Below are 25,447 nucleotides of genomic sequence, written 5' to 3' on the forward strand. Positions count from 1 at the left end.
CACATGTGCGGCATCGCGGGCACGTACCGCTGGCCGGACGGCAAGGCCGTGACCGACCTGCTCACCGACACCCTCGCCCACCGCGGCCCGGACGGCGCGGGCCGCTACGGCCACCCCGTCGGCGACGGCGAGGTGCAGCTGGGGCACCGCCGGCTGGCCATCGTCGACCTCTCCGGGACCGGCGCCCAGCCGATGGCCAGGAGCGGCCTCGTCCTGACGTACAACGGCGAGCTGTACAACGCGCCCGAGCTGCGCGCCGAACTGACCGCCGCCGGGGTGCGCTTCCGCGGCACCTCCGACACCGAGGTGCTGCTGGAGGCCTGGCGGCGCTGGGGCACCGACTGCCTGCCCCGGCTGCGCGGGATGTTCGCGTTCGGGATCTTCGACGAGCGCACCGGTGAACTGGTGCTCGCCCGCGACCAGCTCGGCATCAAGCCGCTGTTCCTGGTCCGGCGCGGCGGGGGCCTGGTGTTCGCCTCCGAGCTCAAGGCACTGGCCGCCGCCACCGGCGGCTCGCTGGAGGTGGACCACGCCGCGCTGGTCGCCTCGCTGCTCTACTACTGGGTGCCGGACTCCCGCTGCGCGTTCCGCGGGGCGGAGAAGCTGCCGCCGGGCAGCTGGCTGCGGTGCCGACCCGACGGCCGGGTGGAGCACGGCCGGTTCTGGCACCTTCGGGAGGTCGCCGCCGAGGGCCGGGACCGCGCCCGGGCCGGCGAGCGGCCGGACCTCGCCGCCGTCGTCGAGGAGTCGACCCGGCGTCACCTGCTCTCCGACGTCCCGGTGGCGACCTTCCTCTCGGGCGGCCTGGACTCCAGCTACCTGACCGCCCTGGCGGCCCGCGACAAGCCCGGGATCTCCGCCTACACCATCGGCTTCCGCGCCGAGGACGCCAGGTTCGAGGCGATGCCGGACGACCTGCGCTACGCCCGGCGGGTGGCCGAGCGGTTCGGCGTCGACCTGCACGAGATCGAGATCGCCCCGGACGTGCTCGACCTGCTGCCGAGGATCACGCACCACCTGGACGAGCCGATCGGCGACCCGGCCGCGATCAACACCTTCCTGATCTGCTCGGCCGCCCGGGAGGCCGGGGTCAAGGTGCTGCTCTCCGGGATGGGCGCCGACGAACTGTTCGCCGGCTACCGCAAGCACCTGGCCAACCGGCTGGCGCTGCGCTACCAGCGCGTCCCACGGCCGCTGCGGCGCGGGCTGGGCGCGGCCGTGGACCGGCTGCCGGTCGCCACCGCCCGCCGGGGGTACCGCTCGGTGCGCTTCGCCAAGCGCTTCCTCTCCTTCGCCGACCTGCCGGAGGAGACGGCGTTCCGGCGCAGTTACACCATGTACGACCGGGCGGAGCTGCTCGCCCTGGTCGACCCGGACCTCGCCGGGACGGTCCAGGACGTGCTGGACGAGCACGCGGACGTCTACCGGGACAACGACCTCGACGACTTCGTCAACCGGATGTGCCTGGCCGACGCCCGGATGTTCCTTCCGGGCCTCAACCTCGCGTACACCGACCGCTCCAGCATGGCCGCGTCCACCGAGGTACGGGTGCCGTACGTGGACGTCGAGGTGGTGAAGGCGGCCTTCGCGGTGCCCGGCGACCGCAAGATCGTCGGACGGCAGGGCAAGGCCGTCCTCAAGGAGGCGGCCACCTCCGTGCTGCCAAGGGAGATCGTGTACCGGCCCAAGGGCCTGTTCAGCGCCCCGCTGCGGGCCTGGATGAGCCGGGACCTCGCGCCGCTGGTGCGCGAGGTGGTGAACGACGGGCTGCTGGTCAACTCCGGCCTGCTGCGACGTGAGGCGCTGGCCCGGATGGTCGCCGAGGACGCCGCCGGGCAGCGGGACTTCTCCAAGCACCTGTGGCACGTGCTGACCCTCGAGTACTGGTACCGCGGCGCGACCTCCGGATAGGGCCCGAGGCCGCGCCGCCCGCTCCACCACGAACAGGCTGAGGAACAAGGGGACTTCCGGTGAAACAGGTTGTGCAGAACTACAAGAGCGGCGAACTGTCGGTGCTCGACGTGCCGGTGCCGGGGTGCAAGCCGGGCGGGGTGCTGGTCCGCACCGCGTTCTCGCTGATCTCCACCGGGACGGAGCTGATGAAGGTCTCCGAGGCCGGCATGTCGATGCTGGGCAAGGCCCGTTCCCGGCCGGACCAGGTCGCCAAGGCGATGCAGAGCGTGGCCGTCAACGGGCTGCCCGCCACCTACCGCAAGGTGATGGGCAAGCTGGACTCCTACACGCCGCTGGGCTACTCGCTGTGCGGGGTGGTCGAGCAGGTCGGTGCCGGGATCGACGACGTCAAGGCCGGCGACCTGGTGGCCTGCGCGGGCAACGAGCACGCGCTGCACGCCGAACTGAACTGGGTGCCCAGGAACCTCTACACCCCGGTGCCGGACGGCCTGGCCCCGCGCCACGCCGCCTTCGGCACCGTCGGGTCGATCGCCCTGCAGGGCGTCCGGCAGGGCGAGCCGCAGCTCGGCGAGGTGGCGCTGGTGATCGGCCTCGGGCTGATCGGCCAGCTGGTCGTGCAGCTGCTCACCGCCGCCGGTGTACGGGTGGTCGGGGCCGACCCCGACCCGGTGCGCTGCGAACTCGCCGAGCGGTTGGGCGCGGTGGCCTGCGGCGACCCGGGCTCGGCGGCCGTGGAGCACGCCGCCGCCGAGCTGACCGACGGCCACGGCGTGGACCAGGTGTACCTGGCCGCCGGCGGCGGCAGCAACCAACCCGTCGAGCTGGCCGCCAAGTTGGCCCGGGACCGGGGCCGGGTGATCGACATCGGCAAGTGCCGGCTGGACCTGCCGTGGAACGCGTACTACGAGAAGGAGCTGGACGTCCGGTTCTCCCGCTCCTACGGCCCCGGGCGCTACGACCCGGAGTACGAGCTGGAGGGCCGGGACTACCCCATCGGCTACGTGCGCTGGACGGAACGCCGCAACCTGGCCTGCTTCCTCGACCTCGCCGCTCGCGGCCGGGTCGACGTGGAGCCGCTGATCTCCCACATCGCCGACTTCGACGACGCGGTGGAGACCTACCGGCGGCTCAAGGACGGCGAGTTGAAGGCCGTGGCGGTGCTGTTCCGGTACCCCGGGGCCACCGGCGAGGAGCCGGTCAGGACCCCGGAGGTGGCGGTGCCCGCGGTGCCCCGCGGCGCCGGGCGCGCGACCCGGCCCGCCGGCTCGCCGGTCCGGCTGGCCTTCGTCGGCGCCGGGAACTACGCCACCTCGATGCTGCTGCCGCACCTCGCCGGACGCGAGGGCGTGGCACTTTCCACCGTCGTCACCACGACGGCGCTGTCCGGCGCCAACGCCCAGCGCAAGTTCGGCTTCGCCCACGCCACCACCGACCTCGACGCCGTCCTCGGGGACGACGCCGTCGACGCGGTGTTCGTGGTCACCCGGCACAGCTCGCACGCCGAACTGACCAGGCGGGCGCTGCTGGCCGGCAAGGCGGTGTTCGTGGAGAAGCCGCTGGCCCTCACCGAGGAGGAACTGGCGGGCGTGCTCGCCGCCGTGGCGGAGTCCGGCAACGACCGCCTCCAGGTGGGCTTCAACCGCCGCTTCGCGCCGCTGCTGCGCGAGGCCAAGAACCACTTCGGCCCCCGGACCGGCCCGGCCGCCCTGCGCTACCTGGTCAACGCCGGCCGGCTGCAGCACGGCAGCTGGTACCTGCGACAGGACACCGAGGGCTCCCGGTTCGCCGGCGAGGGCGGGCACTTCATCGACACCGCGAGCTGGCTGCTGGACGCCGACCCGGTCTCGGTCTACGCCGTCGCCCGGTCCGGCAACGAGGACCCGCAGATCTTGCTGCGCTACCCGGACGGCTCCACCGCCACCCTGAGCTACGTCACCACCGGCGCGCCCGGCTTCCCCAAGGAGACCCTGGACCTCGTCGCCGACGGCAAGGTGCTCAAGCTGGACGACTTCGTCCGCGCCTCGGTGTACTTCGACGGCACGGCCGGCCGAAAGCGGTGGGTCAGCTCCCGGCTGCCCCGGGCCCGGGACAAGGGCCAGTCCGCCGAACTGGCCGCGTTCGTCCGGGCGGTGCGGACCGGCGGGCCGATGCCGGTGCCGCTGGAGTCGCTGGTCGCGACCACCTCGGCCACCCTCGCCGTCCGGTCCGGCCTGGCCGGCGGCGCCCCGGTGACGCTGGCGAGGCCGCGATGAGCACGAGCCCGGGCTGGTACCTGCGCCGGCTGTCCCGGATGGGGCCGCGGGAGATCGGCGGCCGGGTGGGCGACGCGGTGCGCCGGCGGCGCTGGCGCCCGGCGCCGCCGCCCGGCCCGGCGGTGACCGGCGCCCGGTTCACCGCGGTGCTGCCCGCCGGAGCGCTCGCCGCGATGCCCCCGGCGGCCGTCAAGCGCCTCACCGCGGAGGCGGACCGGCTGATGGACGGCCACGGCGAGTTCTTCGGCGTGCGCCGCGACGACCTGGCCGCCCCGGACTGGTGGTACGACCCGAAGACCGGGCGCCGGGCCCCCGACGGCTGCGCCTTCGACCTGCCGTACCGGGACGAGGCGGCGGTCGGCGACATCAAGCAGATCTGGGAGCCCTCCCGGCACCAGTACCTGACCGTGCTCGCCGCCGCCTACGCCGTCACCGGGAACGAGCGCTACGCCGAGCGCGTCGCCGAGCACCTGCGCTCCTGGTGGGCGGCCAACCCGCCGCTGCGCGGGGTGCACTGGATCAGCGGCATCGAGTTGGGCATCCGGCTGCTGTCCTGGGTGTGGATCCGCCGGCTGCTCGACGGCTGGCCGGGCGCGGCCGCGCTGTTCGAGTCCAACCCGGTGGCGCTGGAGCAGATCCGGCAGCACCAGCGCTGGCTGGCCGCCTTCCCCAGCCGGGGCTCCTCCGCCAACAACCACGTGATCGCCGAGGCCGCCGGGCAGTTCGCCGCGGCCTGCGCCTTCGACTGGTTCCCCGCCTCGGCACGCTGGCGCTCCGACGCGCTGCGCTCGCTGGAGCGCCACCTGCGCGGCAACACCTTCCCCTCCGGCCTCAACCGCGAACTGGCGAGCGACTACCACGGACTCGTACTGGAACTCGGCCTGGCCGCGCTGGCCGAGGCGGACGCCGCCGCCGTGCCCGTCCCCACCACCGTCCGGCTGGTGCTGCTGCGGATGACCGACGCCCTCGCGGCCGTGGTCGACGCCCGGCTGCGGCCGCCGCGCCAGGGGGACGCCGACGACGGCCACGGCCTGGTCCTGGACGGCGCGGGCACCGACCGCTGGGCCTCGCTGCTTGCCACCGGCGCCGCCGTGTTCGGCCGGCTCGACTGGTGGCCCGCGGTGACCGTCGCCGATGTGCGCACCCCGCTGCTGGCCGCGCTGCTCCGGCCGTACGGGAAGGACGGCAGGGTGACCCGCCCGGCCCACCGGCCGGCCCACTTCGCCGACGCGGGCCTGACCGTGCTGCGCAGCCCGGCGGAAGGGGGGCGGGGGGAGATCTGGTGCCGCTGCGACGGCGGCCCGCACGGCTTCCTGTCCATCGCCGCGCACGCCCACGCGGACGCGCTGTCCCTGGAGGTCCGGCACGACGGCGTCGACGTGCTCGCCGACCCGGGGACGTACTGCTACCACGGGCAGCCCGAGTGGCGGCGCTACTTCCGCTCGACCCTGGGCCACAACACCCTGGAGCTGGACGGCGCCGACCAGTCCGTCTCCGGCGGCCCGTTCCTGTGGACCGGCCACGCCCGCAGCCGGGTGCTGGTCGCCGACACCACCGACCGGCGGGTGGCCCGCTGGTGCGCCGAGCACGACGGCTACCGGCCCGCCGTGCACCGCCGCCGGGTCGAACTGGACGCTGAGCAGCGGGAGGTGCGGGTGGTCGACGAGGTCCGCGGCCCGGGCCGGGCAGCCGTGCGGCTGGCCTTCCACCTCGGCCCGGCGGTCACCGCCGAGCTGACCGGCCACCGGGCCGTGCTGACCTGGACCGGCGACGGCGAGGACCGCTCCGCGGTGCTGGAGCTGCCCGGCGAGCTGACCTGGCGGGCCCACCGCGGCGAGAGCGAACCGCCGCTGGGCTGGTACTCGGCCGGCTTCGGCCGCAAGGAACCCGCCACCACCCTGATCGGCACCGGCTTCGCCGACGGCGCGCAGGGGTTCACCACCGTGCTCGGGTTCCGGGGCTAGGGGGCGGAGGTGGGGATCAGAAGGCGGCACCTGGGGGCGGTGGTGGCAGCGCTCACCCTGTTGCCGGCGACCGGCTGCACCAGCGGCTCGGACGCCCCGGCGAAGCTGACCAGCGCGCCGCCCGGGCCCGTCACCGTGGCCCGGGTGTGCGCCGCCCCCGGGACCGGGCCGGCGAGCGCGCCGGCGGGCGCGGTGACGGTCGACCCGGCGGTGGTCGGCGACCTGGCCGCGAAGACCAGGAACAGCCCCCCGAACAGCACGTTCTGGCTCCAGCCGGGAACGCACCGGCTCGAAGCGGACCGCTACGCCCAGGTCCTGCCCAAGGAGGGCGACAGTTACCTCGGCGCACCCGGCGCGGTGCTGGACGGCGGCCGGACCAACCAGTACGCCTTCGGCGGCAGCGCCGCGAAGGTCACCATCCGCTACCTGACCGTGCAGGGCTTCGTCGCGCCGCAGAACGAGGGCGTGGTCAACCACGACTCGGCCGACGGCTGGGTGATCGAGCACACCACGATCCAGGACAACTCCGGGGCCGGACTGATGGCCGGGGCCCACCAGCGGGTCCGCGCCAGCTGCCTGCGCGGCAACGGGCAGTACGGCATCAACGCCTACAAGACCGGTGCCCCGATCAGCGACCTGCTGCTCGACGGCAACGAGATCACCGGCAACGACACCGACCAGTGGGAGCAGAAGCAGCCGGGCTGCGGCTGCACCGGCGGCGTCAAGTTCTGGGCCGTCAACGGCGCTGACGTGCGCGGCAACTGGGTGCACGACAACCGGGGCACCGGGCTGTGGGCGGACACGAACAACAACGACTTCCGGATCGAGGACAACGTCCTGGAGGCCAACGACGGCGCCGCGCTGATCTACGAGACCAGCTACAACGCCGTCATCGCGGGCAACACGATCCGGCGCAACGACTGGGTGGAGGGCCGCCGGGCCGCCGATCGCGGCGACAACTTCCCCTATCCGGCCGTCTACCTGTCCGAGTCCGGCGGTGAGCCGCGGATCCCGGCCCGCACCGACAAGATCGAGATCGACCGGAACCTGTTGGAGGACAACTGGTCCGGGATCACCCTGTGGGAGAACGCCGACCGGTTCTGCAACAGCCCGGCCAACACCTCCTCCGGCGACTGCACCCTGCTGGTGAAGGACACGGCCCGCTGCACCCAGCCGGCGATCGCCACCGCGCCGCTCTACGCCGACTGCCGATGGAAGACCCAGCGGGTGGACATCCACGACAACCGCTTCACCACGGACCCCTCCGTCGTCGGCTGCACGGTGAACTGCGGCCGGATGGCCGTGCTCTCCAACTACGGGACCTTCCCGGACTGGTCGCCGTACAAGGGCCAGCCGGTGGCCGACGCGATCACCGGCAAGCAGCAGAACCGCTGGCACGACAACAGCTACACCGGGCCGTGGAGCTTCGTCGTCCACGACCCCAGCCGCACCGTGGACTTCGGGCAGTGGCAGGCCACGCCGTACCGGCAGGACACGGGCAGCACCCTGCGGCCGGGGACGGGTGGTTGAGGTGGACCGGGACGAGACGCGCCCCAGGGCCGTCGGCGCCTGCTGGGGGCTGCTGATCCTCAACACCCTCGGCTCGGCCGGGGCGCAGACCGTCGTCCCGCTGCCCCGCTCGCTGATCCAGATGCTCACCATGGGCGCGCTGGTCACCGCCTTCGCGCTGGCCCTCCTCGGCAACCTCCGGCTGCGCATCCGACCCAGCGCCCACCTGCTGCTGCTCACCCTGCTGCTGGTGCTGAGCGTGATCTCCAGCGCCTCCCTGGAGTCCGGGGCCGGCGCGCTGTTCCGCTGCTTCCGACTGGCCCTGTTCGTCGGCACGCTGTGGCTGCTCAGCCGCTGGTGGGACGACGGCGAGGAGTTCGTCCGGCACCACATCCGGATGTACTTCGCGGTGCTGGCCACGGTGGCGGCCGGGCTGGTCATCTCACCGGGCGCCGCCTTCCCGGACGTCTACGGCGGGCGGCTGGTCGGCGCGCTGTGGCCGCTCACCCCGCCGCAGATCGGCCAGTACGCCGCGGTGATCACCGGGCTGACGGTGCTGCTCCTGCTGGGCCGCCGCACCACCGGCAGGAGCGCCGCCGCGGTCATCGTGCCCTCGCTCGTCCTGCTGGCGCTGACCCACACCCGCACCGCCACCCTCGGCCTGATCCTCGGGCTGGCGCTGGCGATCGGCTCGCTGCTGCTGACCAGCGCCGCCGCCCGCCGGTTCTTCGGCTGGGCGGTGCTGTGCGCCACCGCGGCCGCGGTGGGCCTCGGTTCGCTGCTCCAGGCCTGGTTCCTGCGCGGACAGAGCCAGGAGAACTTCTCCAACCTCACCGGCCGCGCCAAGGTCTGGGACGCCCTGCTGGCCGCGCCCCGGACGACCCTGGAGCAGCTGTTCGGCAAGGGCCTGGGCGACAAGTCCTTCGGCGGGCTGCCGATCGACAACAGCTGGCTGGCCGTCTACAACGAACAGGGCCTGGCGGGCGTGGCCCTGGTGGCCGCGATGATCCTGGTGCTGGGCGGCGTCGCCCTGCTGCGCCCGCCGTCGCTCGCGCGGGCCTGCGCGATCTTCCTGATCAGCTACTGCGCGATCGCCTCCTACACCGAGGCCGGGCTGGGCGACGCCTCGCCGTACCTGCTGCACCTGACCGTGGCCGCCGCCCTGCTGACGGCCCCCAGCGCGGCCCTGCCCCTCCCGGCCCGCGTCCCGGACCGGGTTCCGGACCCCAGAACGGAGGTGACCTGACATGCACGTCCTGGTGGTGCACAACCGCTACGCCTCGGCGCAGCCGAGCGGGGAGAACCAGGTGGTCGACCAGGAGGTGGCGCTGCTGCGCGAGGCCGGCCACCGGGTCGGGCTGTTCGAGCGGCGCAGCGACGACATCGCCGCCAAGGCCCTGCCGGGCAAGGTCGCGGTGCCGCTGCTGGTGCCGTGGAACCCGGCGGTCCGCGCGGAGCTGGCCGCCCGGCTGCGCGCCGAACGGCCGGACGTCGTGCACGTCCACAACGTCTTCCCACTGCTGTCGCCCGCCGTGCTGGCCGCCTGCGCCGACGCCGGCGTGCCCGTCGTCGCCACGCTGCACAACTACGGCCAGGTCTGCCCGCCGGGCACCCTGCAGCGGGACGGCCGGCCGTGCACCGAGTGCGTCGGGGGCTCGCCGCTGCCCGCCGTCCGGCACGGCTGCTACCGCGGCTCCCGGCTGGCGACGGTGCCGCCAGCGCTGAGCCTGGCGCTCAACCGGCGGCGCTGGCGGTCCGGGGTGGAGCGTTTCTTCTGCATCTCCGCCGCGCAGCGCGACGTCCTGGTGGGCGCCGGGTTGCCGGCCGGGCGGCTGACGGTGAAGCACAACTTCGTGCCCGAGCCGGGCATCGGCCGCACGGGCGCGGGTGAGCACCTGCTGTACCTCGGTCGGCTCGCCGAGGCCAAGGGCGTGCGGTTGCTGATGGCGGCCTGGGACGAGCTGGCCGCCGACGGCGGGGTGGGCGTGCCGCTGGTGATCGCCGGCGCCGGGCCGCTGGAGCCCGAGGTGCGGGCCTGGGCGGCCGGCCGCGAGGACGTGCGCCAGGTCGGCCTGTACGACCAGGAGCAGTGCCGGCGGGCCGTGGCCCGGGCGGTCGCCGTGGTGGCCCCCTCGACCTGGCTGGAGGCCTTCGGCCTGGTGGTGGTGGAGGCGATGGCGGCCGGGGTCCCGGCCGTGGCCGCCGGGCACGGCGCCTTCGTCGAGCTCGTCGAGGACGGGGTGACCGGGCTGCTGCACCGGCCGGGCGAGGCGGCCTCGCTGGCGTCCTGCCTGCGCCGGATCACGGCGGAGCCGGAGCACAACCGGGAGTTGGGCCGGGCCGCCCGGCGCCGGTACGAGCAGGGCTTCAGTCCGGCCGTCGGGCTGGAGCGCCTGGTGGAGGGGTACCGCGGCGCGATCGCGCGGCGGTCCGGCGGCGCGAACGGCGCGCCGCCGGCAGGGAACGGACACGCTGACCCGCGGCGGGGCACCCGCGCGGGCGGGAACGGGAGCAGTCGATGACACGATGCCGACTCTGCGGCTCGACGGCGCTGGGGAGCGTCGTCGACCTGGGGGCGACCCCGCCGTGCGAGAGCTTCCTCGCCGCGGACGAACTGGACCGGCCGGAGCCGGCGTACCCGCTGCACCTGCGGGTCTGCACCGACTGCTGGCTGGCGCAGATCCCGCCGCTCATCACACCGGAGGAGACCTTCACCCAGTACGCCTACTTCTCCTCCTACTCGACCTCCTGGGTGGAGCACGCCCGCACCTTCGTCACCGGGGCCGTCCAGCGGCTGGGCCTGGGCCCGGACGCCTTCGTGGTCGAGGTCGCCAGCAACGACGGGTACCTGCTGCGGCACGTGGTGGACCGGGGGATCCGCTGCCTCGGCATCGAACCCTCGGTGAACGTCGGCGCCGCCGCGCGCGAGGCGGGCGTGCCCACCCGCACCGCCTTCCTGGACCCGGCCACCGGCGCGGACGTCCGCGCCGAACACGGCCCGGCGGACCTGGTGGTGGCCAACAACGTGTACGCCCACATCCCCGACGTCGTCGGCTTCACCCGGGGCCTGCGCGCCCTGGTCGCCGACGACGGCTGGGTCTCCGTCGAGGTGCAGCACCTGCTGACCCTGATCGAGGAGAACCAGTACGACACCATCTACCACGAGCACTTCCAGTACTACACGGTCGCCTCCGCGGCCCGGGCCCTGGCCAGCGGCGGACTCACCCTGGTGGACGTCGAGCTGCTGCCCACCCACGGCGGCTCCATCAGGCTGTGGGCCCGCCCGGCCGAGGCGGCCGGCGAGCCGGGCCGGCGGGTCGCCGAGGTGCTGGACCGGGAGAAGGCCGCCGGGCTCCAGGAGCTGTCCGGGTACACCGAGTTCTCCGGCCGGGTGGCCAAGGTCCGCCGGGACCTCCTGCGCTTCCTCATCGAGGCCGTCGAGCGCGGCGAGTCCGTGGTCGGCTACGGAGCCCCCGGCAAGGGCAACACCCTGCTCAACCACTGCGGCATCCGGCCCGACCTGCTCCCGTACACCGTCGACCGCAACCCCTACAAGCACGGCCGGTTCACCCCGGGCACCCGCATCCCGATCCTGCCGCCCGAGCAGATCGCCGCCGACCGGCCGGACTACGTCCTGGTCCTGCCGTGGAACCTGCGGGCCGAACTGACCGAGCAGCTGTCCTTCGTGCACGAGTGGGGTGGCCGCCTGGTCTTCCCCGTCCCGGAACTCAGCATCGTCGAGGTGAAGCCGTGAAGGTCGTCCTGTTCTGCGGCGGTTACGGGCTGCGGATGCGCAGCGGAGCCGCCGACGACGTGCCCAAGCCGATGGCGATGGTCGGCCCGCGCCCGCTGATCTGGCACGTCATGCGCTACTACGCCTACTTCGGGCACACCGAGTTCATCCTCTGCCTCGGCTACGGCGCCCACCACATCAAGGACTTCTTCCTCAACTACGAGGAGACCACCTCCAACGACTTCGTGTTGCGCGGCGGCCGGACCGAGCTGCTGTCCACCGACATCTCCTCCTGGACGATCACCTTCGCCCAGACCGGCATCGAGTCGCCGATCGGCGAGCGGCTGCGCCGGGTGCGCCACCACCTGGACGGCGACGAGATGTTCCTCGCCAACTACGCCGACGTGCTCACCGACGCCCCGCTGCCGGAGATGATCGACCGCTTCGCCGAGCGGGACGCCGGAGCCTCGATGATGGTGGTGCCGCCGCAGTCCTCCTTCCACTGCGTGGACCTCGGTGAGGACGGCCTGGTCGGCGGGATCACCGCGGTCAGCGAACTGCCGCTGTGGGAGAACGGCGGCTACTTCGTGCTCCGCCAGGAGGTCTTCGACCACATCCCGGAGAACGGGGACCTGGTCGCCGACGGCTGCACCGAACTGGCCAAGCGCGGCCGACTGGTGGCCCACCGGCACCGCGGCTTCTGGAAGCCCACCGACACCGTCAAGGAGCGGGCCGCGCTGGACGCCGCCTACGCCCAGGGAGACCGCCCGTGGGCCGTCTGGGAACGGGACGGGGCCGGGGTGGGGACCTCGTGATCGGGCTCGGCGCCGGGCGCCCGGACCGGATCGCCGCGCTGGGGGCGCACTGCGACGACATCGCCATCGGCGCCGGCGGCACCCTGCTGACGCTGTGCCTCGCCCGGCCCGGCCTGCGGGTCGACGCCCTGGTGCTCTCCGGCGGCGGCAGCGAGCGCGAGCAGGAGGAGCGGGCCGCCCTCGCCGCCTTCTGTCCGGGCGCAGACCTGAGGCTGACCGTCCTCAAGCTGCCCGACGGCCGGCTGCCCGCGCACTGGGACGAGGCCAAGGCCGCCGTCGAGGAGCTGCGCGCCCGGACCGAGCCGGACCTGCTGCTCGCGCCGCGCACCGCGGACGCCCACCAGGACCACCAGGGCCTGGCCCGGCTGGTGACCACCGCCTTCCGCGACCACCTGGTGCTCGGCTACGAGATCGTCAAGTGGGACGCCGACCTCGGCCGCCCGACGGCATACCAGCCGCTCTCCCCGGAGACCGCCGAGCAGAAGGTGCTCCTGCTGCAGGAGCACTACCCCTCGCAGCGGCACCGGCCCTGGTACGACCGGGAGGCCTTCCTCGGGCTGGCCCGGATCCGCGGCATCGAGTGCCACGCGCGCTACGCCGAGGCCTTCGACGTCACCAAGATCACTCTCAACCTGGGGGGTTGAACCATGCGCGTACTGCTGACCGGACACCAGGGCTACCTGGGCACCGTGATGGCCCCGGTCCTCGCGGCCGCCGGACACGAGGTCGTCGGCCTGGACGCCGGCCTGTTCGCCGACTGCGTCCTCGGCCCGGCGCCCGCCGACCCGCCGGGCCGCCGGGTGGACCTGCGCGACGTCACCGCCGAGCACGTGGCCGGCGTGGACGCCGTGATCCACCTGGCCGCCCTCTCCAACGACCCGCTCGGCTCTCTGGCGCCGGACCTCACCTACGACATCAACCACCACGCCTCGGTACGGCTGGCCGAGCTGGCCCGCGACGCCGGGGTGCGGCGCTTCCTGTACGCGTCGACCTGCTCCGTGTACGGCGCGGCCGGCGGCGACGAACTGGTCACCGAGGACGCCCCGCTGCGCCCGGTGACGCCGTACGCGGAGTCCAAGGTGCGGGTGGAGGACGACCTGCACGCCCTGGCCGACGGAGACTTCAGCCCCACCTACCTGCGCAACGCCACCGCCTTCGGCTACTCGCCCCGGCTGCGCGCCGACATCGTGCTCAACAACCTGGTGGGCCACGCGCTGCTCTCCGGCGAGGTGCTGGTGCTCTCCGACGGCACCCCTTGGCGCCCGCTGGTGCACGCCGCCGACATCGCCCGGGCCTTCACGGCCGCGCTGGAGGCGCCCCGGGAGGCGGTGCACGACCGGGCGTTCAACATCGGCAGCGAGGTCAACAACGTCACGGTCGCCGAGATCGCCGAGCAGGTCGCCGAGGCGGTGGACGGCGCCAAGGTGGTGATCACCGGGGAGCACGGCGCCGACCCGCGCTCCTACCGGGTGGACTTCTCCCGCGTCCGCGCCGCGCTGCCCGGCTTCGACTGCGCGTGGACGGTGAAGCAGGGCGCCGTCGAACTCGCCGACGCCTACCGGGCGTTCGGGCTCACCCGGGACGGCTTCGAGCGGCGCTTCACCCGGCTGGCGGTGCTGCGCGAGGCCACCGGGGCGGGCGCCGTGGACGAGACCCTGCGGTGGCGCCGGTGACCGCGGCCGGCGAGGAGATGCACGCCCTGGTGGAGCGGCTGTACCCGCTCTGCCGGAGCATCACCGGCGACGGGGTGCGGGCCACCCTGGAGATCGTCGGCGAGTACCTGCCGCTCCAGGTGCACGAGGTGCCGACCGGGACGCAGGTGCTGGACTGGACGGTGCCCCAGGAGTGGAACATCCGGGACGCCTACATCGCCGACGGCACCGGCCGGCGGGTGGTCGACTTCGCCGCGTCCAGCCTGCACGTGCTCGGCTACAGCGTGCCGGTGGCGGCGACCCTGCCGCTGGCCGAACTGCGCGAGCACCTCCACACCCTGCCGGAGCACCCGGGCTGGGTGCCCTACCGCACCAGCTACTACACGCCCACGTGGGGGTTCTGCCTCGCCCAGGAGACCCTGGACGCCATGCCGGACGGCGACTACGAGGTGCGGATCGACTCCACCCTCGCCGACGGCCACCTGACCTACGCGGAGCACGTCGTCCCCGGGCAGGTCGCCGACGAGGTGATCGTCTCCTGCCACGTCTGCCACCCCTCGCTGGCCAACGACAACCTGGCCGGCATCGCGGTGGCGGTCTTCCTGGCTCGGGAGTTGGCGCAGCGCTCGCCGTACTACACCTACCGGTTCCTGTTCGCCCCCGGCACCATCGGGGCGATCACCTGGCTGGCCCGCAACGCCGACCGGGTGGACCGGGTCAAGCACGGCCTGGTGCTGGCCTGCGCCGGGGACCGGGGCGACCTGACGTACAAGCGGAGCCGGCGCGGCGACGCGGAGATCGACCGGGTGCTGCGGCACGTCCTGTCCACCTCCGAACGCCCTCACCGCATCACCGAGTTCACCCCGTACGGCTACGACGAGCGGCAGTTCTGCTCGCCCGGCTTCGACCTCGGCGTCGGCTCGCTCAGCCGCACCCCGTACGCCGGGTACCCCGAGTACCACACCTCGGCGGACAACCCGGACTTCGTCACGCCGGAGGCGATGGCGGACACCCTCGCCGTCTGCCGGGAGGCCTTCGCGGTGCTCGACCGCAACCGGCGCTACCTCAACCTCAGTCCGTACGGCGAACCGCAGTTGGGCCGGCGCGGGCTGTACGACTCGCTCGGCGGGCGCAGCGACGCCAAGCAGGCGCAGCTGGCGATGCTCTGGGTGCTCAGCCTCTCCGACGGCGAGCACGGTCTGCTGGACGTCGCCGAGCGCTCCGGACTGCCCTTCGACACCGTCGCCGTCGCGGCCGACGCCCTCCGGGGCGCCGGGCTGATCAAGGCGTGACGCCGATGACCACCGAGGGGGTGCGGAGGGAGGAGTCGACCGACGCGGCGGAGCGGGCCCGGCCCGCCCAGCGGGGTGTCCTCGGCCGGCTGTCCTGGGGGCTGGCCGACCAGGCGGTCTCCAGCATGATCAACTTCGCGGTGGGCATCTACGTCGCCCGCTCGCTGGGCGTCCACGCCTTCGGCGTGTTCAGCCTCGCCTGGCTGACCTACGGCGTGGTGCTCAACGTCTCCCGCGGCCTGGCCACCGACCCGCTGGTGGTGCGGTTCAGCGGTGTGCCGGAGGGCGTCTGGCGGGCGGCCGCGGCCCGCTCCTCGGGCGCCGCGCTCGCCGTCGGCAGCACCCTCGGGGCGGTGTGCCTGCTGGTCGGCCTCGCCCTCGGCGGCGACGTCGGCCCCGCCTTCGCCTGCCTCGGCCTCGCCCTGCCCGCCCTCCTGCTCCAGGACTCCCGGCGGTTCGCCTTCTTCGCGGTCGGCGCCGGACAGAAGGCCTTCGCCAACGATCTGGTGCAGGGCGTCGCACTCGTCCCGGCCATGGTCGTGGCGGCCCGGGTGGGCACCGTGGCCGCCTTCCTGCTGGCCTGGGGCGCGGCCGCCGCGGCCGCCGCCGGGTACGGCTTCCTCCAGTCCGGCATCCGGCCCCGGGTGACCCAGGCCCCCGGCTGGCTGCGCGAGCAGCGCGACCTCGGCAGCCGCTACCTGGTCGAGAACGTCAGCCTCAGCGGAGCCGGCCAGCTGCGGGCGTACGGGCTCGGCGCGATCGCCGGGGTCGGCGCGGTCGGCGCGGTGCGGGGCGCCGAACTGCTGCAAGGCCCGTTCCTGGCCCTGCTGATGGGGCTGTCGCTGGTCACCGTGGCCGAGGCGGCCCGGGTGCTGCGGCAGGCACCGCAGCGGCTCGGCCGGTTCTGCTTCCTGCTGGGCGGCGGGCAGGCCGGCGCCGCCCTGCTCTGGGGCGCCGCCCTGCTGCTGTTGCCGGACCAGGCCGGCCGGCTCGTCCTCGGCGAGGTCTGGCACTCCGCCGCCCCGCTCATCGTGCCGGCCACCCTCGGCGTCGCCGGCGCCGGCCTCGGCAGCGGCGCCGCGGCCGGGCTGCGCGCGCTCGCCGCCGCCCGGCGCAGCGTGCGCTGCCAGCTGTTCGCCTCCACCTGCTACCTGGCCGGCGGGCTCGGCGGGGCCGCCGCGGCCGGCACGGTCGGCTCGGCCTGGGGCGTCGCCGCCGCCACCGGCTGCGGCTCGGCCGTCTGGTGGCTCCAACTGCGCGCCGCCCTGCGCGAACGCCACCGCGGCCCCGAAACGAGCGCCCCCATCCCCGAAGTGAGGACACCGTGACCACCGTTCCCCGGCTGAGCATCGGTCTGCCGGTCCACAACGGCGAGGAGTACCTCGCCGAGTCGCTCGACGCCCTGCTCGGCCAGACCTACGAGGACTTCGAGCTGGTCATCACCGACAACGCCTCGACCGACACGACCGAGTCCATCTGCCGGGCGTACGCCGCCCGGGACTCCCGGATCCGCTACCTCCGGCTGCCCCGGAACATCGGCGCCGCGCCCAACCACAACTACGTCTTCACCCAGTGCCGCGGCGAACTCTTCAAGTGGGCCTCGCACGACGACCTCTACGCCCGGGACCTCCTGCAGCGCTGCGTGGCGGCGCTGGACGAACGGCCGGACATCGTCCTCGCCCACTCCGGCCAGGCCGTCATCGACGAGCACGGACAGCTGAAGGTCCCCTACGAGTACGGGCTCACCACCGACTCGCCGTCCGCCCCCGAGCGCTTCCGCAGCCTGCTGTTCGAGCCCGGCGGGGACGACTTCTACGGGGTGATGCGCGCCGACGTGCTGCGCCGGGTCAAGCCGCACGACAGCTACCACCACGCGGACCGCACCTTCGTCGCCGAGATCACCCTGCACGGGCCCTTCCACCAGGTGCCGGAGCTGCTCTACTTCCGCCGCGACCACCCCACCCGCGCCGAGCGGGCCAACCCCTCCAAGCGCTCCCGCTGCGTCAACCTGGACCCGCGCCGGGCCGGTCCGCTGCACCCGACGCCCCGGCTGCTCGCCGAGTACGTCTGGGGCTTCGCCTCGGCGATCCGCCGGGCGCCGCTCTCCCCGGCGGACCGGCGCGCCTGCTACGGCCACCTGGCCGCCTGGATGACCAGCCGGGCGCGGCCGGGCGCCGGCGAGCGGGTCGAGGACCGCGCCCCGGTCGGGCCCGGTCGGCCCACCGTCTCCGTCGACGCCCTGGTGGCCGGGCGCGAGCGGAGGCGGGGATGACGTTCCCGGACCGGGCCCCGGCGCGAGTCCCGCTGCGGGTCGGGGTGTTCGGACTGCTCGGGGCCGGCAACCTGGGCAACGACGGCTCGCTGGAGGCCGTCCTCGGCTACCTGCGCAGCGAGCACCCCGAGGCCCGGGTGGACGCGTTCTGCGGCGGACCGGCGGCCGTCACCGCCCGCTACCGGATCCCCGCGACCCGGCTGCACTGGTACCGGGGGGAGTACCGCACCGCCTCGCGGGCGGGCGCGATCGCGGGTAAGGGCTTCGGCAAACTCGTCGACCCCCTCCGCACCGCCGCCTGGGTGCGCCGGCACGACGTGGTGATCGTGCCCGGCATGGGCGTCCTGGAGGCCACCCTGCCGCTGCGGCCCTGGGGCTTCCCGTACGCGCTGTTCCTGCTCTGCGCGTCCGGCCGGCTGTTCGGCACCCGGGTGGCGCTGGTCGGCGTCGGCGCCGCCCCGATCCGCGACCGGGCCGTCCGGGCCCTGGTGCGCTGGTCGGCGCGGCTGGCCGGGTACCGCTCGTACCGGGACGCGCTGTCCCGCGAGGCGATGCGGGAGATGGGCGTGGACACCGCACGGGACGAGGTCTACCCGGACCTCGCCTTCGCCCTGCCCACCCCGTCCGCGAGCGCCTCCCCGGCCGCCCCCGGTACGGTCTGCGTCGGCGTGATGGCCTTCCACGGAGGCAACGACGACCGGGCCCGCGCCGAGCGGATCCACCGGCGCTACCTCGACGGCACCACCCGCTTCGTCCGGGCGCTGGTCGAGGACGGCCGGCCGGTCCGGCTGCTCATCGGCGACGACGTCGACCTGCCGGTGGTCGCCGCGATCCGCGAGGCGGTCGGCTCACCACTGGTCACCGCCGCCGAACCGGCCTCCCTGGCCGACCTGATGCGGGAGACCGCCGCCGCCGACACCGTGGTGGCGACCCGCTACCACAACCTGGTCTGCGCGCTGAAGACCGGCACCCCCACGCTCGCCCTGAGCTACGCGGCCAAGAGCGACGCCCTGATGGACCGGATGGGCCTGGGGGAGCACTGCCACCCGGCCCGCGAGGTCGACGCCGACCGGCTGATCGAGCAGTTCCGGGCACTGGAGCGGCGCTCGGCCGAGGCCCGGCACACCCTCGCCGAACGGAACCGGGCCGCCACCCGACTCCTGGACCGGCAGTTCGCCGCCCTGACCGCGGCCGTCTTCCCGACCTCCGACCCCGCCCCCCAGGAGACTTCATGAAGGTCACCGAAGTCCCGGCGATCGCCGGCGCGTACCTCTTCGAGCCGACCCCGTACGCCGACGAGCGCGGCTTCTTCTGCCGCACCTTCGACGCCGAGGTGCTCCGCTCGGTCGGCCTGGACCCGGACGCCTTCGTCCAGCACAGCCTCTCCCGCTCCGTCCGGGGCGTGCTGCGCGGACTGCACCTGCGCTCCGGCGCCGGGGAGGCCAAGCTGGTGCGCTGCTCGTACGGGCGGGTCTTCGACGTCGTCGTGGACCTGCGGCCGGACTCGCCCACCCACCGCGGTCAGGCCCACTTCGAGCTCTCCGGCGACACCCAGGCCAGCGTGTACGTCCCGGCCGGCTGCGCGCACGGCTTCCAGGCGCTGACCGACACCGCCGACGTCTCGTACCGGATCGACCGCCCGCACGACCCGGCCGAGGACGTCACGATCGCCTTCGACGACCCGGAACTCGCCGTCCCCTGGCCGCTGCCGGCCACCTCGATGTCCAAGCGGGACCGCGAGGCGCCGAGCCTCGCGGAGGCCCTGCGCCACCAGGAGCGGTGAGGCCGACATGAACCCCGAAGACACCGACGAGCTCCGGCTGCCCCGCTCCCGGGCGGCCAACGAGCGGCTGCACGCCCTGATCCCCGGCGGCGCCCACACCTACGCCAAGGGCGACGACCAGTACCCCGAGCACCTGGCCCCGGTGATCAGCCACGGCCGCGGCGCCCACGTCTGGGACGTCGACGGCAACCGCTACATCGAGTACGGCTCCGGCCTGCGGTCGGTCAGCCTCGGCCACGCCCACCCGCGGGTGCTGGAGGCGGTGCGGCGGGAGATCGACCGCGGCGGCAACTTCGTCCGGCCGTCCATCGTGGAGGTCGAGGCCGCGGAACGCTTCCTGGAGACGGTGCCCACCGCCGAGATGGTGAAGTTCGCCAAGAACGGCTCCGACGTCACCACCGCCGCGGTGCGGCTCGCCCGCGCCGTCACCGGGCGCCCCCGGGTGGCCGTCTGCGGCGACCAGCCGTTCTTCTCCGTCGACGACTGGTTCATCGGCACCACTCCGATGTCCGCCGGCATCCCGGCCGCCACCACCGAACTCACCACGGCCTTCCGCTACGGGGACCTCGCCGGCACCGAGGAACTGCTCACCCACCACCGGGGCGAGATCGCCTGCCTGGTCCTCGAACCCGCCGGCCACCGCGAGCCGCCGCCCGGCTACCTCGCGGGCCTGCGCGAGCTGGCCGACCGGCACGGCTGCCTGCTGGTCTTCGACGAGATGATCACCGGCCTGCGCTGGTCCCCGGCCGGCGCCCAGGGCTTCTACGGCGTCGTCCCCGACCTCTCCACCTTCGGCAAGGCGCTCGGCAACGGCTTCGCCGTCTCCGCGCTCGCCGGGCGCCGCGACCTGATGGAGCACGGCGGGCTGCGCCACCCAGGCGACCGGGTGTTCCTGCTCTCCACCACCCACGGCGCGGAGACCCACGCGCTGGCCGCCGCGATGGCCGTGCAGACCACCTACGTCGAGGAGGGCGTCACCGACCGCCTGCACGCCCTCGGCGAGCGCCTGGCCGCCGGCGTCCGCGAGGCCGCCGCCGGCATGGGCGTCGGCGACCACGTCGTGGTCCGGGGCCGGGCCAGCAACCTGGTCTTCGCCACCCTGGACGAGCTGGGCCGGCCGTCCCAGCGGTACCGCACCCTGTTCCTGCGCCAGTTGCTCGCGGGCGGGGTGCTGGCACCGTCCTTCGTGGTGAGCAGCGCGCTCGACGAGGAGGACATCGACCGCACCGTCGACGTGGTGGGCCGGGCCTGCGCCGTCTACCGGAAGGCCCTGGACGCCGGCGACCCCACCCCCTGGCTGGGCGGGCGGCCGGTGAAGCCGGTGTTCCGGCAGTACGCCTGACGCTGCGTCGGTTGCGTCAAATCCGTTCGGGTCGAACGTCATCGGCCGACCGGCCCGCCGGTCGGCCGGCCGCCCGGTCCACCAGCCACCCGGCCGGCGGCACCAGCGCCAGCGCGGTGCACCAGCCGGCGAGGGTGTCGGTCGGGTAGTGCGCCCCCAGGGCGACCTGGGCCCAGCCCATGGCGGCCCCGGCCGCCACCGCCGCGACCAGCACCGGCAGGGCGCGGGGGCCGCGCACGAGCAGCGCCACCACGAGGGCGACGGCGGTGAGGAAGGCGGTGTGCCCGCTCGGGTAGGACAGGTTCTCGGCGCCGTGGATGGTGCGCCCCACCACGTGCTTGAGCAGTGTCGCCGCCACCACCGGCAGGCCCATGCCGACCGCGGCGAACACCGCGTCACGTGGCCGCCGGAACAGTAGGCAGCAGGACACGGCGGCGAACCCCAGCGACCCGGCGCCCGCCGGTTCCCCCAGTGCGTCCAGCGTCCGGGCGAGGTACCGCCACGGCGGCTCCACCCCGTACAGCCCGTCCTGGACCCGGGCGTCCACCCGGCCGGGGGCGCCTTCCCCGGAGTACCGGACCCCGAGCACGATCACCACCAGCGCCGCGAGAGCCGAGACCAGCCCGAGCCACCCGCGCAGCACCACGAGTGGCCCGGCGCGTCTCCGGTCGCCCTGCACCCGGCTCGGACCGGGGTCGCTTCCCGTTCCACCCTGCCCGGACGATCCCATGAGAGCCCCCGTCACATCCAGGTATCCGGTCACGCAGGATAGTTGACCAGCAGTCAATTGGCCTTTTCTGTGGGCCACATGGCCCGCAGACCCGCCGGGCGGACGCCAGGGCCCCGCGAGGGAGGTGGTCACCGGGCGCCCGCGGTCGCGGGTGGCGAGCTGGGGGTGGAGCAGGAAGACGTCCGTCGCCGGCCACCAGGTCGGCCAGGTGTCCGGAGGCCGGCGGCGCGGCCACCGCCTGTTCCGGCGCGATCACCGCGGTACCCGTCGACGGCAGCGACGGCGACATCCGGACTCCCTCCCTGGTGGACGGCCGGTGATCTACCCGCCCCGGACCGGGTCCAGTCGGCCCGCCGCCGCCCGGTCCCGCCGGGACGGTTGCGCCGGGATGCCGGGGCCGCCGGGGGAGGCCGAGTCCAGCCTGATCAGGGCGTCGCGCAGGGCGGCCCTGGTGGTGACGCCGAGCTTGGGGAAGATCCGGTACAGGTGGGCGCTGACCGTACGGGGCGACAAGCGGGTCTGCTCGCCGATCTCCTTGTTCGTCAGGCCGCCCGCGGCCAGGTCGGCGATGCGGCGCTCCTGCCAGGTGAGCGGGGGTGCGGTGCGCGTCGGCGCCCGGGACGGGACCCCGCTGACCCGCAGTTCGTCCCGGGCCCGCGCGGCCCAGGCGACCGCACCGAGCCGTTCGAAGGCGTCGGCGGCGGTGGCGAGGAACGGCCGGGCCGCCGTGGCGCGGCGGAGCCGGCTGCCGCGGGCCAGTCGGATCCGGGCCAGCTCGAAGGGGAACCGGGTCGCGGCCGGGTGGGACTCGGCGCGCCGGTACGCCTCGGTGGCCTCGGTGTCGTCCTCGGCGGTGATGGCCAGGGCCCCGTCGGTGAGCAGGGCGAGCCGGGGCGAGACGGCGGGCAGTGCGGCGTCCCGGGCGGCGAGTGCGTGCGCGCGGGCCTGTTCGGTGCGGCCGGTGTGCACGGCGGCCTCGACGAGGTCGAGCAGGGTGCGGGAGGCCTGGTGGGCGTAGGGCTGGAAGGTGCCGGGCGCGGTGATGCCGATGGCCTGGAGGTAGGCGCTCTCGTAGTCGCCGTCGCTGAGCGCGGCGGTGGTGCCGGCCGCGTCGGCGAGCTGGGGGAGGAAGCCGATGCCGCGCGGGCGGGCCCATGAGTCGACCACCGCCTGGAGTTCGCGCGCGGTGTCCGTCCGTCCGCGCAGCGCGGCGAGTTGGGCGAGGTAGCCGCGGGTCTGCTGGGCGAACAGCTCGTGTCCGTGGTCCTCGGACTGGCGCAGCGCCTGCTCTCCGGTCCGCTCGGCGGCCTCCCAGTCCCCGACGGCCGTCTGGTCGAGCATGATCAGGTGCAGCATCACCATGCCGGTGGACACGGCGCCGGTGTCCAGCTCGCGGTGGACGGTGCGCTGCAGGTGGGGGCGGAGCGGGCTGAGGACGTCGAGGTGGTAGGCGGAGACGGCCAGGCGGGCGACGTCCCACGGCTCCTGGCCCGGCAGGTCGGCCGCGGCGAGTTCCACCGGCCCGGCCCAGCCGGCGCCGTGCCGGACGACGTCGCTCCAGGTGGAGCTGTAGAGGCTGGCGCGTTCGCCGACCCGCTCGCCGAGCGAGGCGAGCAGCGCGTGGGTGCGTTCCCACAGGGTGCGGTCGGCGGCGTACTGGCTGGTGGCGAGCAGCAGGGAGACCAGCCGGTCGAGCACCGCGCGGTCGGTTCCGGCCCCAGCCCCGGTTCCGGCGGCGCCCGCCCGCTGGATCGCGGCGGCGAGCAGCCGGTGGGTGGAGCGCACATCGCCGTCGTGGTAGAGCGCCTGGTAGCCGGAGGCCAGCACGGAGGCGGGGAGTGGTGGGCGTCGGGGGCGGGGTCGGCCAGGACGAGGCTGCGGGCGACGGCCGCCTCGGCGTCGCGCATCCGGTACCGGGAGCAGGGGCTGGTGCCGTCGCCCCGGCCGGCCGGCCGGGGCGACGCCGTCGAGGGCGCCCTTCAGCAGCTCGGACCGGACGGTGTCGTCCAGGCCGGCCAGCCGGGTGCCGTAGAGGTGCTGAAGGCGGTGATCGGCTTCAACGGCGCCTACTCCGGCACCGACCCCGCACCCGGAGGCTTCACCCTCAACGGCACCACCTGCACCGCCGCGCTCCGCTGACCCGCTCCGCCCACACATGGCCGATCCCGAGCACGACGGGGTCGGCCATGCGCCGTCGCGCCCCGACCGTCCGTAACGACGCATCAGCTGGGGATCCCCGGACCGCAGCAGTAGACGGCGGTGCCGGGTCTTGCGGGCCGGGCGGGCGGGCCAGGACCCGATGCCTTGGTTCTGCAACGCGGGACTTCCTGGGCTGGCGTCACTGCTGCTGGTCGAGGTGATTGCCGAGGTGCTGGTCGGGCTGCTCGTCGGGGCCGAGCAGCCCGGCGGCGTTCTCCTTGAGGATCTTCGGGCGGACCTCGTCCTTGATCGGGAGCGCGGCGAAGTCGGCGAGCCAGCGGTCCGGACTGATCGGCGGGTAGTCGGAGCCGAAGAGCCGGCCCCAGGTGGTGAAAGTTTCACGGTCACGGCGGGTGGCCGGCCCTTCGGGCGCGCGACGCGGGTGGAGTCGGGCCGGATCACGCCGAGGGCGGCCATGCGTCCCCTGTTTGTTGCCATGAGATCCGATGAATGATGCCGATCGGGGCGATGAGTGGGCGGAATCCGGCAAAACTCTGGACAGGCACCCGACCTTTGCGCCTTAATCCATCCGATGTCATGGACGCTTCCGACGCTGTGACCCGTCCTCGTGGAGAGGTGACACCCTTGTTCCGCAGTCCTGCAGCCGACGGGCGACCGGTCGGCCGGTGGCGCACCGCACTCGTCGGCGTTCTCGCCCTGTTCGGTTCCTTCGTGGCGGTGCTGCTGCCCACCGCCCAGGCCCGGGCGGCCGCGGGCCCGGTGACGTTCACCCTGGGCGCCACCCGCACCGACCAGAACGGCAACGCGCTCCAGCTGCACGGACTCGGCATCGTCAAGGCAGGGAGCACCTGGTACGGCTTCGGCGAGGACAAGACCGGCGAGACGTCGGCGAACACCTCGTTCCAGGACGTCCCCTGCTACACCTCCGACGACCTCGGCAGCTGGACCTACCGGGGTGTGGCACTGGCCAAGCGGAGCAGCGGCGATCTCGGACCGAACCGGGTCGTCGAGCGGCCGAAGGTCATCTACAACGCGTCGACCGGCCTGTACGTGATGTACGTCCACATCGACAGCCCCGACTACTCCGAGGCGAAGGCCGGCGTGGCCACCAGCAGCACCCCGTGCGGACCGTACGTCTACCGGGGCAGCTTCCGGCCGCTGGGCAATGTCAGCCGCGACCTGGGCCTGTTCCAGGAATCCGACGGCACCGCCTACCTGATGACCGAGGACCGCAACAGCGGCGGCCTGCGGATCGACAGGCTCTCCGCCGACTACCTCTCGGCGGACAGCGCGGTCGTGCTCCTGGGCGGCGGCAGCATCGAGGCCCCGGCCATGGTGAAGGTGGGCGGCACCTACTACATCACGGGGTCGCACCTGTCGGGCTGGCACCTCAACGACAACGTCTACGCCACCGCGACGTCGCTCAGTGGACCGTGGTCGGCCTGGAAGGACATGGCCGCGCCCGGCACCAACACGTACGGGAGCCAGACGGCCAACATCATCACCGTCCAAGGCACTTCGGGTACCACGTACGTCTACGCGGGGGACCGCTGGGACGTCAACGACCTGGGCGGCTCCAAGCTGATCTGGCTCCCGCTGACCATCCGGGGGACGACGCTCAACCTCGGCCAGTACCCCACCTGGTCCCTCGACACCTCCGCGGGCACCTGGTCGGCCGGCGGTGGGCTCCCCTCCGCCAGCACGTACACCCTGACCAGCGTCAACAGCGGCCTGTGCCTGGACGTCCCCGGCTACTCGAGCGCCACCGGCGCACAGTTGCAGCAGTGGACCTGCAACGGCGGCGCCAACCAGCAGTGGGCGCTGGACTTCACCGGCGGCAAGTACGTGCTGGTCGGCGTCGGCAGCGGCCTGACGATCGGCACCGGCGGCTCGGCCACGAAGGGCGGAGCGGTTGACCAGGAGACGGGCGGCAGTTCGAGCGCCGCCAGCGAGACCTGGGCCCTCTCCTGACCGGCTGACGGCAGCGGGCCCGGCCGGCAAACCGGGCCCGTCCGGCTTCACGTACCAG

Annotated in this window: 20 protein-coding genes and 1 pseudogene; 18 read left to right on the top strand and 3 right to left on the bottom strand. The window is 74.1% G+C overall.

Annotation, left to right across the window (positions count from 1 at the left end; genetic code table 11):
• Positions 1–3 precede the first annotated feature (3 nt).
• The 16 genes from asnB to ACZ7BZ_RS01130 are packed head-to-tail and all read left to right on the top strand — an operon-like array spanning position 4 to position 20,528.
• Complete coding sequence (asnB, locus tag ACZ7BZ_RS01055) at positions 4–1,911, top strand: asparagine synthase (glutamine-hydrolyzing) (protein ID WP_380455532.1); 1,908 nt, start codon at positions 4–6, stop codon at positions 1,909–1,911.
• Positions 1,912–1,970: 59 nt separating this feature from the next.
• Positions 1,971–4,166 carry a bi-domain-containing oxidoreductase gene (locus tag ACZ7BZ_RS01060; protein ID WP_470356495.1) on the top strand — a complete coding sequence of 732 codons (2,196 nt, stop codon included), beginning with the start codon at positions 1,971–1,973 and terminating at the stop codon, positions 4,164–4,166.
• Positions 4,163–6,130: an alginate lyase family protein gene (locus ACZ7BZ_RS01065; protein ID WP_470356496.1), complete on the top strand. Its 1,968-nt coding sequence runs from the start codon at positions 4,163–4,165 to the stop codon at positions 6,128–6,130. The genes ACZ7BZ_RS01060 and ACZ7BZ_RS01065 overlap by 4 nt, the downstream gene beginning before the upstream one ends.
• A gap of 9 nt (positions 6,131–6,139) precedes the next feature.
• Positions 6,140–7,660 (top strand): right-handed parallel beta-helix repeat-containing protein, encoded by a 1,521-nt coding sequence (locus tag ACZ7BZ_RS01070; RefSeq protein ID WP_470356497.1) that lies wholly within the window; start codon positions 6,140–6,142, stop codon positions 7,658–7,660.
• Positions 7,653–8,885, top strand: coding sequence for an O-antigen ligase domain-containing protein (locus ACZ7BZ_RS01075; RefSeq protein WP_470356498.1), 1,233 nt, complete (start codon positions 7,653–7,655; stop codon positions 8,883–8,885). The genes ACZ7BZ_RS01070 and ACZ7BZ_RS01075 overlap by 8 nt, the downstream gene beginning before the upstream one ends.
• A gap of 1 nt (position 8,886) precedes the next feature.
• A complete protein-coding gene (locus tag ACZ7BZ_RS01080; RefSeq protein ID WP_470356499.1) occupies positions 8,887–10,161 on the top strand; it encodes a glycosyltransferase in 1,275 nt (424 codons plus the stop codon).
• The gene (locus ACZ7BZ_RS01085) at positions 10,158–11,393 is read left to right on the top strand and encodes a methyltransferase domain-containing protein (RefSeq protein ID WP_470356500.1); all 1,236 of its coding nucleotides are present in this window, start codon (positions 10,158–10,160) and stop codon (positions 11,391–11,393) included. The genes ACZ7BZ_RS01080 and ACZ7BZ_RS01085 overlap by 4 nt, the downstream gene beginning before the upstream one ends.
• Positions 11,390–12,187, top strand: coding sequence for a glycosyltransferase family protein (locus tag ACZ7BZ_RS01090; RefSeq protein ID WP_470356501.1), 798 nt, complete (start codon positions 11,390–11,392; stop codon positions 12,185–12,187). Before ACZ7BZ_RS01085 ends, ACZ7BZ_RS01090 begins: the two co-directional genes overlap by 4 nt.
• A complete protein-coding gene (locus tag ACZ7BZ_RS01095; RefSeq protein ID WP_470356502.1) occupies positions 12,184–12,831 on the top strand; it encodes a PIG-L deacetylase family protein in 648 nt (215 codons plus the stop codon). The genes ACZ7BZ_RS01090 and ACZ7BZ_RS01095 overlap by 4 nt, the downstream gene beginning before the upstream one ends.
• Positions 12,832–12,834: 3 nt before the next feature.
• The gene (locus ACZ7BZ_RS01100; RefSeq protein WP_380455549.1) at positions 12,835–13,860 is read left to right on the top strand and encodes an NAD-dependent epimerase/dehydratase family protein; all 1,026 of its coding nucleotides are present in this window, start codon (positions 12,835–12,837) and stop codon (positions 13,858–13,860) included.
• Positions 13,848–15,131, top strand: a complete 1,284-nt coding sequence (locus ACZ7BZ_RS01105; RefSeq protein ID WP_470356503.1) for a DUF4910 domain-containing protein — start codon at positions 13,848–13,850, stop codon at positions 15,129–15,131. The genes ACZ7BZ_RS01100 and ACZ7BZ_RS01105 overlap by 13 nt, the downstream gene beginning before the upstream one ends.
• Positions 15,132–15,136: 5 nt before the next feature.
• Positions 15,137–16,459, top strand: coding sequence for a hypothetical protein (locus ACZ7BZ_RS01110; protein WP_470356504.1), 1,323 nt, complete (start codon positions 15,137–15,139; stop codon positions 16,457–16,459).
• The gene (locus ACZ7BZ_RS01115; RefSeq protein WP_470356505.1) at positions 16,456–17,403 is read left to right on the top strand and encodes a glycosyltransferase family 2 protein; all 948 of its coding nucleotides are present in this window, start codon (positions 16,456–16,458) and stop codon (positions 17,401–17,403) included. Before ACZ7BZ_RS01110 ends, ACZ7BZ_RS01115 begins: the two co-directional genes overlap by 4 nt.
• On the top strand, positions 17,400–18,638 hold the full coding sequence (locus tag ACZ7BZ_RS01120; RefSeq protein ID WP_470356506.1) for a polysaccharide pyruvyl transferase family protein: 1,239 nt from the start codon (positions 17,400–17,402) through the stop codon (positions 18,636–18,638). The genes ACZ7BZ_RS01115 and ACZ7BZ_RS01120 overlap by 4 nt, the downstream gene beginning before the upstream one ends.
• Positions 18,635–19,186 carry a dTDP-4-dehydrorhamnose 3,5-epimerase family protein gene (locus ACZ7BZ_RS01125; RefSeq protein WP_470356507.1) on the top strand — a complete coding sequence of 184 codons (552 nt, stop codon included), beginning with the start codon at positions 18,635–18,637 and terminating at the stop codon, positions 19,184–19,186. Before ACZ7BZ_RS01120 ends, ACZ7BZ_RS01125 begins: the two co-directional genes overlap by 4 nt.
• 7 nt (positions 19,187–19,193) lie before the next feature.
• A complete protein-coding gene (locus ACZ7BZ_RS01130) occupies positions 19,194–20,528 on the top strand; it encodes a glutamate-1-semialdehyde 2,1-aminomutase (protein ID WP_470356508.1) in 1,335 nt (444 codons plus the stop codon).
• A gap of 16 nt (positions 20,529–20,544) precedes the next feature.
• Here ACZ7BZ_RS01130 and ACZ7BZ_RS01135 read toward each other — a convergent pair whose 3' ends face one another.
• The gene (locus ACZ7BZ_RS01135) at positions 20,545–21,258 is read right to left on the bottom strand and encodes a phosphatase PAP2 family protein (RefSeq protein WP_470356509.1); all 714 of its coding nucleotides are present in this window, start codon (positions 21,256–21,258) and stop codon (positions 20,545–20,547) included.
• A gap of 321 nt (positions 21,259–21,579) precedes the next feature.
• Positions 21,580–23,085 carry a helix-turn-helix transcriptional regulator gene (locus ACZ7BZ_RS01140; protein WP_470356510.1) on the bottom strand — a complete coding sequence of 502 codons (1,506 nt, stop codon included), beginning with the start codon at positions 23,083–23,085 and terminating at the stop codon, positions 21,580–21,582.
• 102 nt (positions 23,086–23,187) lie between these two features.
• Here ACZ7BZ_RS01140 and ACZ7BZ_RS01145 point away from each other — a divergent pair, with 102 nt between their 5' ends.
• On the top strand, positions 23,188–23,397 hold the full coding sequence (locus ACZ7BZ_RS01145; protein ID WP_470356511.1) for a hypothetical protein: 210 nt from the start codon (positions 23,188–23,190) through the stop codon (positions 23,395–23,397).
• 199 nt (positions 23,398–23,596) lie between these two features.
• Here the strand turns inward: ACZ7BZ_RS01145 and ACZ7BZ_RS01150 are convergent.
• A pseudogene (locus ACZ7BZ_RS01150) lies at positions 23,597–23,773 on the bottom strand (amidohydrolase family protein); the annotation flags it as partial.
• Positions 23,774–24,042: 269 nt separating this feature from the next.
• Here ACZ7BZ_RS01150 and ACZ7BZ_RS01155 point away from each other — a divergent pair.
• Positions 24,043–25,389 carry a family 43 glycosylhydrolase gene (locus ACZ7BZ_RS01155; RefSeq protein WP_470356512.1) on the top strand — a complete coding sequence of 449 codons (1,347 nt, stop codon included), beginning with the start codon at positions 24,043–24,045 and terminating at the stop codon, positions 25,387–25,389.
• Positions 25,390–25,447 lie beyond the last annotated feature (58 nt).

It is taken from the genome of Kitasatospora sp. NPDC036934, from assembly GCF_055608425.1.

Excerpts from the sequence above, each read along its gene's own strand:
- ACZ7BZ_RS01125 (WP_470356507.1), top strand. The coding sequence starts at position 18,635 with ATGAAGGTCACCGAAGTCCCGGCGATCGCCGGCGCGTACCTCTTCGAG.
- ACZ7BZ_RS01065 (WP_470356496.1), top strand. The coding sequence starts at position 4,163 with ATGAGCACGAGCCCGGGCTGGTACCTGCGCCGGCTGTCCCGGATGGGG.
- ACZ7BZ_RS01080 (WP_470356499.1), top strand. The coding sequence starts at position 8,887 with ATGCACGTCCTGGTGGTGCACAACCGCTACGCCTCGGCGCAGCCGAGC.
- asnB (WP_380455532.1), top strand. The coding sequence starts at position 4 with ATGTGCGGCATCGCGGGCACGTACCGCTGGCCGGACGGCAAGGCCGTG.
- ACZ7BZ_RS01085 (WP_470356500.1), top strand. The coding sequence starts at position 10,158 with ATGACACGATGCCGACTCTGCGGCTCGACGGCGCTGGGGAGCGTCGTC.
- ACZ7BZ_RS01110 (WP_470356504.1), top strand. The coding sequence starts at position 15,137 with ATGACCACCGAGGGGGTGCGGAGGGAGGAGTCGACCGACGCGGCGGAG.
- ACZ7BZ_RS01130 (WP_470356508.1), top strand. The coding sequence starts at position 19,194 with ATGAACCCCGAAGACACCGACGAGCTCCGGCTGCCCCGCTCCCGGGCG.
- ACZ7BZ_RS01100 (WP_380455549.1), top strand. The coding sequence starts at position 12,835 with ATGCGCGTACTGCTGACCGGACACCAGGGCTACCTGGGCACCGTGATG.
- ACZ7BZ_RS01135 (WP_470356509.1), bottom strand. The coding sequence starts at position 21,258 with ATGGGATCGTCCGGGCAGGGTGGAACGGGAAGCGACCCCGGTCCGAGC.
- ACZ7BZ_RS01120 (WP_470356506.1), top strand. The coding sequence starts at position 17,400 with ATGACGTTCCCGGACCGGGCCCCGGCGCGAGTCCCGCTGCGGGTCGGG.